At 41.5% G+C, this 15947-nt stretch carries 13 protein-coding genes; 5 read left to right on the top strand and 8 right to left on the bottom strand.

Annotated elements, in window-relative coordinates; genetic code table 11:
• A partial coding sequence (locus LMU01S_RS08360) for an NAD(P)-dependent oxidoreductase (RefSeq protein ID WP_061773569.1) occupies positions 1-501 on the top strand: 501 nt, incomplete at its 5' end.
• Between the two features lie 98 nt (positions 502-599).
• Here the strand turns inward: LMU01S_RS08360 and gyrA are convergent.
• From gyrA to dnaA, 6 genes are all read right to left on the bottom strand, one after another.
• Complete coding sequence (gene gyrA / locus LMU01S_RS08355; RefSeq protein WP_056958867.1) at positions 600-3062, bottom strand: DNA gyrase subunit A; 2463 nt, start codon at positions 3060-3062, stop codon at positions 600-602.
• 109 nt (positions 3063-3171) lie between these two features.
• Positions 3172-5130 carry a DNA topoisomerase (ATP-hydrolyzing) subunit B gene (gene gyrB, locus LMU01S_RS08350; protein ID WP_056958866.1) on the bottom strand — a complete coding sequence of 653 codons (1959 nt, stop codon included), beginning with the start codon at positions 5128-5130 and terminating at the stop codon, positions 3172-3174.
• Positions 5131-5150: 20 nt separating this feature from the next.
• Positions 5151-6368 carry a DNA replication/repair protein RecF gene (gene recF / locus LMU01S_RS08345; RefSeq protein ID WP_056958865.1) on the bottom strand — a complete coding sequence of 406 codons (1218 nt, stop codon included), beginning with the start codon at positions 6366-6368 and terminating at the stop codon, positions 5151-5153.
• Between the two features lie 8 nt (positions 6369-6376).
• On the bottom strand, positions 6377-6601 hold the full coding sequence (yaaA, locus tag LMU01S_RS08340; protein WP_056958863.1) for a S4 domain-containing protein YaaA: 225 nt from the start codon (positions 6599-6601) through the stop codon (positions 6377-6379).
• A gap of 248 nt (positions 6602-6849) precedes the next feature.
• On the bottom strand, positions 6850-7989 hold the full coding sequence (gene dnaN / locus LMU01S_RS08335) for a DNA polymerase III subunit beta (protein WP_056958860.1): 1140 nt from the start codon (positions 7987-7989) through the stop codon (positions 6850-6852).
• Positions 7990-8163: 174 nt separating this feature from the next.
• Positions 8164-9510, bottom strand: coding sequence for a chromosomal replication initiator protein DnaA (gene dnaA / locus LMU01S_RS08330; protein WP_056958858.1), 1347 nt, complete (start codon positions 9508-9510; stop codon positions 8164-8166).
• Positions 9511-10027: 517 nt separating this feature from the next.
• Between dnaA and rpmH the strand changes: the two genes are divergently transcribed.
• From rpmH to LMU01S_RS08320, 3 genes are all read left to right on the top strand, one after another.
• A complete protein-coding gene (rpmH, locus tag LMU01S_RS10325; RefSeq protein WP_003701411.1) occupies positions 10028-10162 on the top strand; it encodes a 50S ribosomal protein L34 in 135 nt (44 codons plus the stop codon).
• A gap of 65 nt (positions 10163-10227) precedes the next feature.
• Positions 10228-10584, top strand: coding sequence for a ribonuclease P protein component (rnpA, locus tag LMU01S_RS08325; RefSeq protein ID WP_004049716.1), 357 nt, complete (start codon positions 10228-10230; stop codon positions 10582-10584).
• Positions 10585-10595: 11 nt separating this feature from the next.
• Entirely contained in the window at positions 10596-11429 is an 834-nt protein-coding gene (locus LMU01S_RS08320) for a YidC/Oxa1 family membrane protein insertase (protein WP_056958856.1), read from the top strand.
• A gap of 102 nt (positions 11430-11531) precedes the next feature.
• Here LMU01S_RS08320 and LMU01S_RS08315 read toward each other — a convergent pair whose 3' ends face one another.
• Both LMU01S_RS08315 and LMU01S_RS08310 read right to left on the bottom strand, forming a co-directional pair.
• Entirely contained in the window at positions 11532-12503 is a 972-nt protein-coding gene (locus tag LMU01S_RS08315) for an FAD:protein FMN transferase (protein WP_056958855.1), read from the bottom strand.
• Complete coding sequence (locus LMU01S_RS08310) at positions 12503-13423, bottom strand: NADPH-dependent FMN reductase (RefSeq protein ID WP_056958853.1); 921 nt, start codon at positions 13421-13423, stop codon at positions 12503-12505. Before LMU01S_RS08310 ends, LMU01S_RS08315 begins: the two co-directional genes overlap by 1 nt.
• Before the next feature lie 471 nt (positions 13424-13894).
• Between LMU01S_RS08310 and LMU01S_RS08305 the strand changes: the two genes are divergently transcribed.
• Positions 13895-15947: SdrD B-like domain-containing protein (locus tag LMU01S_RS08305; RefSeq protein ID WP_169795908.1), on the top strand; the 2053-nt coding region annotated here is incomplete at its 3' end.

Here is a 15947-nt window from a genome sequence, read left to right as displayed (position 1 = left end):
AAAAAAGATCTGTTTGATCTCACTAAAGCCGATCTTGCTGAATTTGAGATCGTTGTTTCTGCGTTTGGAACTTGGAGACCAGAAACACTTCCTCTTCACGTTGACGTTATCAAACACCTAACCTCGCTTTTGGGCAAGACAGGTAAGCGGTTTGTCATCGTTGGTGGTGCCGGTAGCCTCTATGTTGATCCAGAACACAAGACTCAGTTAGTCGATACTCCAGATTTTCCAGCAGAATTTTACGCTTTAGCCAAAGCTCAAACTGATGCCTTAGCCGAATTACGCAAACATGATGATGTTGCTTGGACTTTCATCAGTCCAGCGGTTGATCTCCAAGTTGACGGAAAACGTACGGGTGAATACATCCTCGCTGGTGAAGAATTGACCCTTAACGATCGTGGTGAAAGCATCATCAGTTATGCTGATTATGCGCTTGCCATGGCAGATGAGATCCAAAATGGTGACCATATCCAAGAACGGATCAGTGTTGTCCGTAAATAATTAGCTATAGACAAAAAAATCCACAGCACTCTTAAGAGTACCGTGGATTTTTTTTGTGGATAAATTATTTTTAGAATAAATTTTAATTATCCACAGTTTTATTCTTCAGCCGTTTCTTCTTCTTCGACGGGTTCAGCTTCGACTTTAGCCATTGTTGAAACCGTAGCATCATCATCTAAGTTGATCAACTTGACCCCAAGTGTGGCCCGACCAGTTTGGGAAACATTAGCGAGGTTAAAGCGGATCATGACACCCTTATCAGTGATGACCATGATGTCTTCATCTCCATTGACCGTTGTCATACCAGCGAGATTACCGTTTTTAGCAGTGATATTTGTGGTCTTGATACCCTTACCACCACGGCCTTTGATCGGATATTCGCTAGCCGGGGTTTGCTTACCATAGCCTTTTTCAGAGATGACAAAGACTTTACTGTCTGGACGCAAGATCGAAGCTCCGATGACATGATCTTCATCACGCAAGCGGATACCGCGGACCCCAGCTGCCGAGCGTCCCATTGGGCGGACAGCTGTTTCAGCAAAGCTGACTGCGTAACCACCATGAGTTGCAATGATGATATTTTGCTCACCATCTGTGATCGAAACGTGGATCAATTCATCGCCATCGTGTAACGAGATCGCTTTTAACCCATTCTTTCTGATATTGCCAAATTCAGTCACGGAAGTCCGTTTGACCGTACCTTTGACCGTAGTGAAGAATAAGAAGTGCGAATCATCACGCTTCGTAGCTTCAACGTTGATCACTGTTTGGATCTTTTCTTCTTTATCAAGGTCGAGCAAGTTGATCACAGGGATCCCTTTAGCAGCACGACCATATTCTGGGACTTCATAGCCCTTCATACGATAAACTTTACCCACATTTGTGAAGAACAACAATTCATCGTGGGTCGAAGTCGTGATCAAGTGCTCAATGAAATCATCATCATGCACGCCCATACCTTGGACGCCACGACCACCGCGCCGTTGTGCTTTAAAATCACTTGTTGGCAAACGCTTGATATAGCCGTTATGCGTCAAAGTGATCACGACATTTTCTTCTTCGATCAAGTCTTCATCTTCAATGCTCAAGACTTCGCCGACCATAAGTTCAGTCCGGCGCTCATCGCCAAAGCGCTCTTGGATCTCCAATAATTCTTGATAAATGATCTGATAGATACGTTCTTCGTGCGCTAAAATATCTTTATAATCGGCGATCGCTTCCATCGTCTTTTGATATTCAGCTTCAACCTTTTCACGTTCCAGACCAGTCAAACGAACTAAACGCATATCTAAGATCGCTTGGGCTTGTTTATCACTCAAATGATATTCATTCATCAAGCGATCTTTAGCGATATCACCGCTCTTAGAATTACGGATGATGTTGATGATCGCATCGATATGGTCTAAGGCGATCCGGAGACCTTCTAAGATATGGGCTCTTGCTTGCGCTTTTTTCAAGTCAAATTGTGTTCGCCGACGAATGACTTCTTCTTGGTGTTTCAAGTAATAGGTCAAGATCTGCTTTAGACTCAAGACCCGTGGCGTCCCATTAACGATCGCCAACATGTTGAAATTAAATGCCGTTTGCATCAAGGTCAATTTGTATAGATTGTTCAATACGACCGAAGCACTGACATCTCGGCGCACATCGATCGTGATGCGCATCCCTTCACGGTCAGATTCGTCCTTGATATCGGTGATCCCTTCGATCTTTTTATCTCGAGCTAATTCAGCGATCCGCTCGATCAATTTAGCCTTATTGACCATGTATGGTAACTCATGCACAATGATCTGTTCACGGCCATTTTTTAATTCTTCGATCTCAACTTTGGCCCGTAAAGTAACTGAGCCTTTCCCAGTCTCATAAGCTTTTCTGATCCCAGATTTGCCCATCACGATCCCACCAGTCGGGAAATCAGGCCCTGGTAAAGCTTCCATCAAGTCGGCGGTCGTTGCATCGGGATTTTCCATCAACACATGCAAAGCTGAAATAACTTCAGCCAAGTTATGGGGTGGAATATTTGTTGTCATCCCAACTGCGATCCCGGTCGCCCCGTTGACTAATAGGTTAGGGAAACGAGCTGGTAAAACTTCAGGTTCACGTTCGGTCCCATCATAGTTTGGCTGAAAATCGATCGTGTCTTTGTTGATATCACGCAACATCTCCAACGTGATCTTAGACATCCTAGCTTCGGTATAACGCATCGCAGCGGCCCCGTCACCATCGACCGAACCAAAGTTACCGTGACCATCAACTAAGAGATAACGGTAGCTAAAATCTTGCGCCATCCGGACCATCGATTCATAGATCGCCGAGTCCCCATGCGGGTGGTACTTACCCATAACATCTCCAACGATCCGGGCTGATTTCTTATATGGTTTATCTGGAGTCACACCTAATTCATTCATACCGTATAAGATCCGGCGGTGAACAGGCTTCAAGCCATCACGCACATCAGGCAAAGCGCGCGCAACGATAACACTCATCGCATAATCTAAAAATGAGGTCCGCATGACTTTGGATAAATCAACATTGCTAATTCTGTTAGGTACTTCTACCACGTCCTGTGCCTCCACTTCTTTTCTTACTTTTTACATAAAATTCAAACTTATACACAGTTTATTCACACTATCCTGTGCATTATGTGCAGAACTTATTCTCCTGCTTTTATTAAACGTCCAAATTGTCCACGAAAGTTGCATTTTCTTCGATAAATTGACGTCTTGGGCCGACTTGATCGCCCATCAACATTTCAAAGACTTCATTTGCTTCCATCGCATCCGATAATTCGACCCGTAATAAGCGCCGATTCTCTGGATCCATCGTAGTTTCCCACAATTGTTCAGCATCCATTTCACCTAAACCTTTGTAACGTTGGATAACTGGTTTTGGACTTGGTGGTAATTGACCTAATACTTCTTCTAATTCTTCATCAGTGTCGATATAACGGATCATTTTGCCTTGGCGCACTTGATACAACGGTGGCTGTGCAATATAAACATAGCCTCGTTCGATCATTGGACGCATAAAGCGGTAGAACAACGTCAACAATAAGGTTCTGATATGGGCTCCGTCGACATCGGCATCGGTCATGATGATCAACTTGTGGTAATTTACTTTATCCACATCAAAATCATCCCCAAAACCTGTGCCTAAAGCTGTGAATAATGAACGGATCTCTTCATTGGCCAAGATCCGATCTAAGGTAGCTTTTTCCACATTCAAGATCTTGCCACGGATCGGTAAGATAGCTTGGGTCAAACGTGAACGCCCTTGCTTAGCTGAACCACCCGCGGAGTCACCTTCGACGATGAATAATTCTGAGATCTCAGGGTCTTTGCTGGTGTTATCAGCTAATTTACCTGGCAAATTAGAGATCTCAAGGCCATTTTTCTTACGCGTAACTTCACGTGCTCGTTTAGCTGCGACACGAGCCTTAGCAGCCAACATCCCTTTTTCCACGATCCGGCGTGCCACATTTGGATTTTCCAGCATGAACTTGCTGAAAGCTTCGGAAAATGTCTTATCTGTCGCCGCTCTAGCATCGGAGTTACCCAATTTAGTCTTAGTTTGCCCTTCAAACTGAGGATCAGGATGCTTAACTGAAACAACTGCAGTCAAGCCTTCACGGACGTCTTCACCAGACAAGTTAGGTTCATTTTCCTTTAACTGACCAGATTTACGTGCATAATCGTTGATAACACGTGTCAAAGCAGTCTTGAATCCTGATTCATGAGTCCCACCTTCATAAGTGTGGATATTGTTAGTAAAGGTCAATAAGTTAGAGTGGAAATCATCGGTGTATTGTAATGCCACTTCAACTGTAATGCTTTTTTGTTGGCCTTCCACATAGATCGGTTCATCAAAAAGAACTTCTTTGCCCTTGTTTAAGAATTCCACATAGTGTTTGATCCCACCAGCATAGTGGAATTCTTCATGGGTCGGTTCTTCTTGGCGCATATCGTCGATCGTGATCTTTAAGCCCTTGTTCAAAAAGGCCAACTCACGGATCCGCGTCGTCAAAACTTTGATGTCATAGACAGTTGTTTCCGTAAAGATATCTGGATCAGGCAAGAAATGCACTGTCGTCCCGTGTTCATGTGGTTGACTTTGCCCCACGACTTCCATCACATGGTCGACTTTACCGAGTTTAAAGTCCATCCCATAGACATTCGTATCCCCTTCGCGTCTAACTTGAACATCTAAGCTCGTGGAAAGGGCGTTAACGACCGAGGCCCCGACCCCGTGGAGACCACCGGAGACTTTATAACCGCCACCGCCGAATTTCCCACCGGCATGAAGCACAGTAAAGACGGTTTCTAACGCTGGTCGACCCGTCTTTTCTTGGATATCGACCGGGATCCCACGTCCATTATCTTTGACCGTGATACTGTTATCTTTTTCCACGATCACATTGATCTCATCAGCAAAGCCCGCTAAAGCTTCATCGATCCCGTTATCGATGATCTCCCATACTAAGTGGTGCAGGCCTTGTGAGCTAGTCGAGCCAATGTACATCCCAGGACGCTTGCGCACGGCTTCTAAGCCTTCAAGGACTTGGATCTGACTGGCATCATATTCTTTGGCTTTTTCTTCCTTTACTTCTTCAAGCGTTTCTTTTTCTGTCACGTTTAGTACCCGCTACATCTCTATGTAGACTGTCCTTTCTTGGATTTTTCATTCTTTGGATAAAATGTAACAACTTTATTTTCGTCTTCTGAAACCCAGTCGATGTGATTTTCAGCCAATTCTGAGTTTTCAGAGATCTGGCCATCATCAATATGAAAAATCTTTGGTTCTTTGATCAACTGTTGGGTGATATCATTTAATCCAGGTGTCGTTAAAAAGGTCTGGACGCGCCCTTGGATCGTCTTCAACAAATGTGTTTGCCGATTTCCATCGAGCTCAGACAACACATCATCAAGCAATAAGATCGGGTATTCGCCTGTCTTATTTTTCATCAATTCGATCTCTGCCAATTTGACCGATAACGCTGTCGTTCGCTGTTGTCCCTGCGAACCATAGACCTGAACATTTTGTCCATTGATCTTAAAAACAACATCATCGCGATGTGGGCCTAAAAGGGTCGTCCCTTGAAAAATTTCTTTTTGTTGTAAATTTGCAAAACCTTTTTTTAATGCTTCGGTAATTTCATTTTCAGTAGCCTGACTTGATTCTTTCAAACTACTTTCATAACTAAAAGCTAACTGCTCTTTGTCCTGTGTTATCTGACCATGGATCTCTTTTGCATAGCGCTCAAGTTCCGCTAAAAATTCTAGTCGTTTCACAATGATCGCCCCAGCAAATTGAGCTAATTGTTCCGACAAGACCTCTAAATAGAGCGTATCCGTCGCTTTTTTTTGCTGGAGTTGTTTTAGATAATTATTTCGTTGCTTTAAGATCGTGCGGTACCGCGTCAAATTGTAGAGGTAGCGTGGGTCGATCTGACCAAATTCCATATCGATAAAGCGTCGTCTGATCGCGGGTGACCCCTTGACTAAGCTGAGATCTTCTGGCGCAAACAAGATCACATTCAAATTACCGATATACTGAGATAAGCGTGCTTGCTCGAGATGATTGACTTTAGCCTTCTTACCTTTACGGCTCAAACTGATCTCTAACGGTAAGCTACCTAACTTACGCATCACTCGCCCACTTAAATATGCCTCTTTTTGTTTAAAGCTGATCAACTCACGCTCATTATTGGTCCGGTGACTACGCGCCATCGCTAAAACATAGATCGCCTCTAACAGGTTGGTCTTGCCTTGAGCGTTTTTCCCGATCAAGACATTTATCTGTGGTGAAAATTTGACCGCTACCGTTTGATAGTTACGGAAATTGCGAAGTTCCAGCTCTTCTAAATACATTGTCTTAGCTAGCTTTCTTTCAATAGATAGCTGCCTTGATCTTTGATCTCAACACTATCTCCAGGATAAAGCTTGCGTCCGCGACGGTTTTCTGGCTCACCATTGACTAAAATGTCATTAGCGTATTCTTGTAAGAACCACTTTGCCTGCCCGCCAGAAGAAACTAGATCCGCAATTTTAAGCAACTGGCCTAAGGTGATATGCGGTGTTTTTAAGTGAATTTCTTCTTTCAAAAAAATGCCTCGCTTTCCTTTTAGTACTCATTAAATTATACCTTTTTTAAAAACTAAACACAATCATGGAAACCAATTAAACGCGTTCTGAGCTAATTTGACCTATCTGAGTGTTATGACACCCTAGACGATAAAACTGGCCTAGAAATTGAATATATGCGTTCTAAATTCCATTTATACCTTTTAGAGAAAAATAAAAAGCGAGCGGTCAAATACCACTCGCTTTTGGCCTCTAAAGCACAAATATTTTAGACGGTTCGAACTGGGGTGATCAATTGGATGAATTCGCCTTGAGCTTCACTTGGGACCAAGGTAAAGGGACGCAGTGGCATCGTAAAGTTCAAGGTCACTTCACTTTGTCCAAAGGAACGCAAAGCATCTTTCATATAGTCAGGGTTAAAGGAAATGTCTAGATCATTTCCTTCAAGTTTGTTGAAGGTCAATTCTTCTTCAACATTCCCAACTTCAGGGGAATTGCTGTAAAGTGTTGCTTTGGCCGCACTAGCTTGCATCGATAATTTGACCACGTTATTGCGTCCTTCGTGTGAAAGTAACGAAGCACGTTCGATCGCACGTAAGAAAGCAGGTGCATTGATCTCTAACGTTGTGGTTGAGTTTTGTGGGATCAAGCGTTCTGTATCAGGATAGTTTCCTTCAAGTAAACGTGAGTAAAAGGACGTATTGCCTAAGATGAAGAGGATCTGATTTTCTGAGATCTGGATCTCGATATCTTCACTTAGATCACCTAACATCTTAGCTAACTCATTCATTGATTGCCCTGGGACAATGATATCGTAATCGGCAGCACTATCACCATTTAAAGTAAGTTTTCGTTGGCTCAAACGGTGTGAGTCAGTTGCTACCGCTAAAAGTTGGCCATCTTTGATCGCTAAATGGATCCCCGTCAAGATCGGGCGTGTTTCTTGCTTAGAAGCTGCGATCACAGTTTGATTGATCACTTGTTTTAATACATCACCTGGTAACGTCAATTGTTCACGTGAATCGATCTCTGGTAAATGTGGATAATCATCTGGATCGAGACCATTGATGATAAATTCTGCTGAGCCAGATCTGATCGTTGCTTGGAAACGATCATTTACTTCGACACTCAAGCTGTCTTCAGGTAACTTTTTAACGATCTCATTGAAGAAACGAGCTGGTAAAACTACGCTCCCTGTTTTTTCAATGTTTAAAGCTGCATTTTCATCAGCGATTGAGATCACGGTCTCGATCGAGATATCAGAGTTACTTCCTGTCATCGTTAAACCATCTTCAGAAAGATCGAGTTTGATCCCAGACAAGATCTCTAAAGCTGCTTTAGATGAGATAGCACGTTGAACATCATTTAGGTATTGGATGAAAGCTGTTCTATGTACCGTAAATTTCATAAGGCAAAATTCCTCCTGTTTGTTAAATATATATTATTAATAAAGTTAGTAGTAATAGTAGGGGCTGTTTATACTGTGGAAAAAGCCCTAAAACCTTTGATGATCTATGAAATCACCTGTTGATAACTTGTGGATAACTATTGGGGTTTATCCACACTAATTCACAGGCAGTTGTTAACTGTGTAATTCAGCCCGCAATTTAGCGACCTCTTTTTTGAGCTCTTCATCGCTTTTGAGTGCCTCACTGATTTTTTCATGTGCATGAATGACCGTGGTATGATCTTTGCCACCAAATTCTTGTCCGATCTTAGGCAAAGAAGCTTCCGTCAATTCACGCGCGAGATACATTGCGATCTGGCGTGGGATGACGATCGTTTTGACACGTTTTTTTCCTTTGAGTTCAGCCACAGTAACGTGGAAAAACTTAGCAACTTTCTCTTGGATCATCGCGATCGACAGTTCTTTGGCTTGTGGAGCACCGTTTAAGCTTTGTAAAGCTTCTGCGGCTAAGCTCGTTGAAACGGGCTGACCATTTAGCTTAGCATAAGCTTGGACCCGCATCAATGCTCCTTCTAATTCACGGATGTTGGAATCGATCTGTCCAGCAATATAGCTTAAAGTATCGTCAGGGACTTGAAGGTGTTCGGCTTCAGCTTTGTTACGCAAAATAGCGATCCGCGTTTCTAAGTCGGGTGGGGTGATATCAACAGATAATCCCCATTTGAAACGCGAGACTAAGCGTTGTTGAAGCTTGGGGATCTCGTTTGGTAGGCGATCTGAAGAAAGAACGATCTGCTTTTTATCATCGTAAAGAGCATTGAATGTGTGGAAAAATTCCTCTTGCGTTCCAACTTTATCTGAGAAAAATTGGATATCATCAACTAATAAGAGATCAACATTACGATATTCTTGGCGAAACTCTTCTTGATGTTTAGATTTGATCGAGTTGATGAAATCATTGGCAAATGATTCGCTAGTGACGTATTTGACACGGGCGTTAGGATTATTTTCTAACATCTGATGTCCGATCGCATGCATCAAGTGGGTCTTACCTAAACCTACTCCACCATAAAAGAACAACGGATTGTAAAAGACACCAGGCTCTTCAGCGACTGCAAGTGCAGCTGCATGTGCCAACTGATTGCCTTTACCGACCACAAATGATTCAAAAGTATATTTGTCATTTAGTGGGGTGCTTTTTTTAGGTACAGCTAGCTTAGGCTCAAGTGACCTGACTTTAGGTTCGGTCTGAGCTTCGGCCAAAGGATTGGGCTCGTCGACCGTTTTAACTAGGATCGTGATCTTAGTTGAAAGATTATCTGCAAGCAGTGAAGTGATCTGAGGAATAATATTTTGTTTCCAGTAGTCTTGGTGCAATTTAGAGGCCACTTCAACGACTAAAGTATTATCGGTGAGCTGTAGTGGTTGTGCCGATGCGATCCAAGTGGTAAATGCGATCGGCGAAAATTCAGCTTCGAATTTATCGCGGATATACTGCCATAAAGTTTCAAGATCAAGCACTAAGATCCCTCCTTTTTGATAAATTTTGCATGCTCCTATTGTAGCATTAAAAAAAAATGTTTTCCACAGGTTGGGTAAAAAAAGTAAAAAATAAATCACAGGGTGTTAATTAAGTTATCCACAAGTTGTGAAAAAGTGTGGATAGATAAATTATTTTAAAAAGTTATTCACAAAAAAGTTCAAAAGCTGTAACCCTTGATATTAAAAAGATACGAGAGTTATGCACATAGGGTTATTTACAAATTGACAGGTAGAAATCTACAGGCTGTGATTTGTGGATGATTTTGGGGATTATGCTGTGGATGTAAAAATTTTATCGACAGCTAAAAAATGTAAAAGTGGATAAAATGTGCATAAAAAGCACAGCCAAAGTAGCACTTTTTTGTCATGAAAACTGAAAAAAAACTTTGAATTTTAGCTAAGATATGGTAGTATTACAAAGTAAGTCTGAACTTGACATCAAGCTACGATTTTTGTAGGATATTAAGTAACATTGTATAAAAGGAGGTGTTCTGTTGTGAAAAGAACTTACCAACCTAAGAAACGCCATCGCCAACGCGTACACGGTTTCCGTAAACGCATGAGTACAAGCAACGGTCGTAATGTGTTAGCACGTAGACGCCGTAAAGGTAGAAAAGTATTGTCTGCATAGGCCACTGGACCGTCAGTGGTCTTTTTTAGTGTATGCGGACTTTTCAAATCATTTGGAGATGGGTCATGAAAAAATCATACCGCGTCAAGAAAGAAGCGGAGTTCCAAGAAGTCTTTACCCAGGGTAAGTCATGTGCGAACCGCATGTTTGTGGTCTACATGATCGAAAAGCCCGAGCAAAAGCATTTTCGCGTCGGAATTTCCGTCGGTAAAAAGATCGGGAATGCTGTCGCGCGTAACTGGGTCAAGCGTCGGATTCGGCAGAGCTTGACTGAATTAAAGCCGCAGCTAAAACAAGATTGCGATTTTATCGTGATCGCGCGCCCAAGTGCTGCTGGGATCTCAACAGCTGATGCAAAGAAGAATTTGATCCATGTCTTGCACTTGGCAAGAGTATTGTCGGATGATCAATTTGCAAAGTGAGGTAAATGCAAATGAAGCAAGGGAAAAGACTAGCCGCTGTTATTAGCGTTTTAGGTTTAATGCTCTTTTTGAGCGGCTGTAGTACTGATCCGGTCAATGCCCAAAGTACTGGGATCTGGGATCATTACATCGTATGGAACTTTATTCGGGCGATCGAAGCCTTGAGCAACATTTTTGGCCATAATTATGGCTGGGGGATCGTGATCTTTACTATTATCGTACGGATCGTGATCTTACCGTTGATGATCTATCAAATGCGCAGCATGCGTAAAACAAGTGAATTGCAACCAAAATTAAAGGAATTGCAAGCTAAATATCCAGATAGAGATGTTGAATCCATGCAAAAGATGCGGGAAGAACAACAAAAGCTCTATGCCGAAGCTGGGGTCAATCCAGTAGCTGGATGTTTACCGATCTTAGTTCAAATGCCGATCTTGATCGCCTTATATCAAGCGATCTATCGGTCAGAAACTTTGAAGACAGGGCATTTCTTGTGGATGCAATTAGGTGGGCGTGACCCATACTTCATCTTGCCAGTTTTAGCAGCGTTATTTACGTTTGCAACATCTTGGTTAAGTGTCAAAGCTCAGCCAGAACAAAACATGATGACAACGATGATGACTTATGGGATGCCACTGATCATCTTCTTTACCGCGTTAAATGTGCCCGCAGCCCTTTCATTGTACTGGGTGATCACAAACGCCTTTTCAGTTGTTCAAACACTTGTGATCAACAATCCGTTTAAGATCCAACGTGAACGTGAAGAAAAGAAACGAGCTGAAAAAGCTCGCCAGCGTAAACTTGAAAAAGCTAAGCGCAAAGCTCTAAAGAGCAAAAAGAAATAGTATTATCATAACCGAGCTGCTCGCAAGTGCGAGTGGCTCGGTTTTTTTGGCTATCAACACTAAAAAACAGGCTGAGATCCAGCCTGTTTTCTAGTATATTCTTTATTTAAATTCTAATTCAAAAGTATCATCAAGTAAGGATACCTGGTTTGGTGAAAGGCCACAAACTTGGATCTTCTTATCTTTGGTGACAAAAATAGCACCATAAATATCATCTGTTACCGGCCAGTCTTTTTTAGGACCATCAGAAAAGAAGAGGCGTGTCGTTTCGATCTCAGCTTGAACTGATCTTTTAGTTAAGACTGTGACACTAGCTAAGTTATTCTCATGTGGATAACCTGTTTTAGGATCTAAAATGTGATGATAAGTTTTCCCCTTAGTTTTCAACAGGCGTTCATAGATCCCACTAGTAACAGCAGAGCAAGGGCCAAACTTAACTGATAAGATCGCGTTTCCACGTTTAGTAAAGGGGTCTTGGATCCCGATACGCCATAAACCATCAGGATGATGTGGCGCTTGTCCTTTCAATAAGAGATTACCACCTAAATTGATCATCCCACTACTGATCCCCTTAGCTTCCCAGAGATCTTGGATCCGATCGGCGATATATCCTTTAGCGATCGCTCCGAGATCAAGTTGCATTCCTGCTTGCTTTAAAAAGATCGAAAACTCATTATCATCTAACTCAACTTGTGTGGGATCGATCAAGGCCAAGCGTGAAGTGATCTCCTCTTTAGGTGGAAGCAAGGCCCCCTCAAAACCGATTTTCCATAACTTGACTAATGGTCCGATCAAAGCGTTAAAACCAAAATCTTCTTGGCTAGTCTGGACCGCAAGTTTTGTCAATTGGTAAGTCGCATCACTGACGGAAATGGGTCTGATCCCAGCAGCCTGATTAACAGCCATCAGTTCTGAGTGGTCTTGATTGACAGTCAATGCTGATTCATATGCTTTTAACAAAGCATAACTATCATCAAGATCTTTTGAGTTGGCACTACCAAAAGCCGTAAAGTAGATATTTGTCCCCAAACCACGATAAGTTTTGTGGATAAAACGTTGTGCTTGTTGTTTCATTAGCTTTCAGAAGCTCCTGTAGTGGTATCGACTGCTGGAATAGGAGCGGATTTTTTTGGTGGTTCGGTTTGGGAAGCGCTGGTCAAAGCATCTTCAGTATAGACTAAAACAGGCGGTTCGGGTGCGACTTTAGGTGAAGTAGTAGTTTCCAAAGTGTTGATAGGATCATCTGGGAGCTTGAATTCAGTATCGTCATCTAGGACAAAATTGATCCCATTAGCTTCTTCAAAGCTCATATCGGCAGTTTCAGAAGCGCCGGTAGTAGTATCGATCTCATCAAGTGCTTGGAAGGCACTTTTGGCTTCTTGCTTTTTTAGTTGCGGATCGAGTGAATGTGAGATGCTAGGCGTTTTGATTTGTGCTTTTTGAGCACTTTGTAATTTTTCAAGTGCGCTTGCGTAGTGGATAAAACCGTTGAAGCATTGTTCTAACCAGGATACCGTACCTGGATCAAGTAAATTCCCTTTTTCATCAAAAGCAGATTCTGCTCGCCCAAGTAGGAACTGAAAACCTGGCAAAACAAATGAACCTAAGCCAGGGGAATCCAAGATCCGGCGTAAACTTTCTTGTGCTTGGACAGTACCAAGATTACCTAAAGATGCGCCAACGATCATAACGGGGCGCTTAGTCAGCGGATGGACTTTCCATGAGAGCCATTCGATCACTGATTTTAAAGCAGCCGGGATATCATGATCATATTCAGGGGTCCCAAAGATCACCCCATCTGCGCCTTCGATCTTTTGGGCAAGGTCTAAAACACTTTGGGGCGTTTGTTCATAGTCTTCACAAAAAAGAGGGATATCTTTGATCTCTGTCACTTCGATCTGTGCTTGGTTAGCAAAGTGTGAGCTCATGAATTGTAGTAATTTGCGGTTATAAGATTTTGTAGCATTAGTTCCAACGATAGCGATAAATTTCATAGTAAGCCTGCTATATAGAATGTAAGCAAACAGCGCGTGTTTGAGAGAGAAATATAGCTTTTCCTTTCGTGATGAAATGATTGTCATAATGGTCTCTTACATTTTAACTTTCTGTGACCAGACTGTTCATAATTACCTATATATAAAGATAAGGATATTTGTTAAGAAGAGCAAGTCTTTTATAGGAAAATAGCGGTGAAAAGTAGAAGCGTGAGTTAGCGAAAATTTATATATTTAAATTATTATATATTAATAAAAATAAATGCACTTTATCTAATCCTTGTTTTTTTAATTGTAATACATCTATTTATTCAAAAAATACTCAATTATACAACTTAAAATAATAAACATTTAACTTTTTATTCAAATATTTATTGATTTGTACAATAAAATTAAACCTAAATTTTTATAGAATGAAACTGAGAATGCAGTGATAGAAATAAGTTTTTGCTAAAAATTGGGAGAATGTATATGAAAGAAAGGAAATATAAGAATAATTATATTGAAACTGACCGTAAAACACGGGTCAAAATGTACAAGTCGGGGAAGCAATGGGTCAGTTCCCTCATATCAAATATCGGTTTAACAAAGATATTTAAAGGGATCGCAGATAAAAATGTAGTTGTTGACCAAGAGATCTTCCAAAAAAATAATGTTGAAGATGACAGTCTATTAGATTCTAAAACTGAAAAGTTGATCAAGGGAGCTGCTACAGTTGGGACACTGGCTGGTGGCGTTTTTGTTACTCAAGGCGTAGTATCAGCTGATCAAGTCGAAAAAGCACTTGAGTTGCAAACAGATCAAGCCGATATACTTGCTAACGCCGAGACAGTGACACTTGAAAGTACAAGTTCTTCTGATACGACTAGTGTTTCAAATTCAGCTTCAGTATCAAGCTCAGAATCAACTTCGATCTCTGTATCAGAATCAGGATCCATTTCTAATAGTATAAGTTCTTCAATGTCACTTTCAGAAACTATGAGCACTTCAACTTCTGAAAGTACAGATACTACAGTAAGTAGCGATTCAAACTCAGATTCAATGTCCACATCTGAAGAAAGTAAAGCAACATTTAATGTAAGTGAAAGCAAAATACAAAGCACTTCAAATGAAAACAGATCAACAACTTCCACTAGTGAATCTGAAATTTTAACTGAAAGTAACAGCCTATCATTGAATAGTACTGAAAATAATAGTACCGAGATTTCGAATACAGCTGAAAAAACATATGAAGTAACGACCGTAGCTGACGGAACTAAGAATTATCGTATGACTTCGATATTACCGCGTCGTCTTGAATGGCAAGGGATGAGTTTTGCGGAGTTAGGGATCACAGGTTCAAGTTTGCGATCTGTCACAAATGGGACTAAGACGACCTTTACGGCAGCTGATTTTATTGGAACAAAAGGGATCTGGTCTGGTGGTAACAATACATTTGTTAATACACTAACAAATGTTACTGTAGTATATGATGCAGCTACAAAATCAATCAGTTGGACAGTCGTTTATGATGCTAGTTCGGTGTTGACAACAAAAGGCTGGACAAGTTATGGAGCATATACTGGATTGTGGATCAATACTGATGCAGATCCTAATTTAGGTGCTCCAACTGATGTAAAAGTTGATAGACAAAGCACGCGTAAAGTTACTAGAGAAGAATCGTTAGCTAAAGGGGCAACTAATAGAGCTCGTGCAAGTTCTCAAGGGGCAGAATATGTTTCAACTAGAGCCCTTACTATCGGAAGACACACATTTACATTTAATACAGCTTTCACTGGTTCGGTATCTGATCTAGCCAATTTGAAGATCGGAATAGTAGGTGCTTCAGCTTCTGGTAACCCTAGAACAGCTTCGTCTGCACAATATATGTATGATTCAGGAACTGCACAATTAAGTGGTCGCTATACCAAAGAAGGTGATAAACTAAAAACAGCCTATATCAGTGGGGCAGAAACAACTTCCGCAGTTTCTGGTTTGTATCTTGGTGGGATCAAAGATTCTGCTTTACCAAAAGCTACCTATTCGATCAGTGGAACAGTTTATGAAGATACTGATCGAAACGGCATCAAAAATGTTGGGGAGCAAGTTAAATCAGGTGTTACAGTTGTTTTAAAGAACAGTAACGGTAATGAGGTAGCACGGACAACAACTGATGCAAATGGTGGTTATACATTTACTGAACGAATTAGTGGTAACTATACGATAACGGTAATTCCACCAGCAGGTTACACAGTTGTAGGGAATTCCTATTTCAACACTTCCGGAAATGCTAATGTGACTATCAATGGTAGTAATTTGACGAATATTGATGTTGGATTGTACAACTCAGCGTCTGAAAGTACAAGTATCAGTCAATCGCAAAGCGCAAGTAGTTCATTGAGCATAAGCCAATCGCAAAGTGTAAGTAGCTCATTGAGCACAAACCAATCGCAAAGTGTAAGTAGCTCATTGAGCACAAACCAATCGCAAAGTGCAAGTAGTTCGTTGAGCACAAGCCAGTCGCAAAGTGCAAGTAGCTCATTAA

Origin of the sequence: Ligilactobacillus murinus DSM 20452 = NBRC 14221 (genome assembly GCF_001591685.1) — a bacterium.
Lineage (GTDB): Bacteria > Bacillota > Bacilli > Lactobacillales > Lactobacillaceae > Ligilactobacillus > Ligilactobacillus murinus.
Note: the sequence above shows the minus strand (reverse complement) of the source record. Positions and strands in the feature narration are given on the sequence as shown.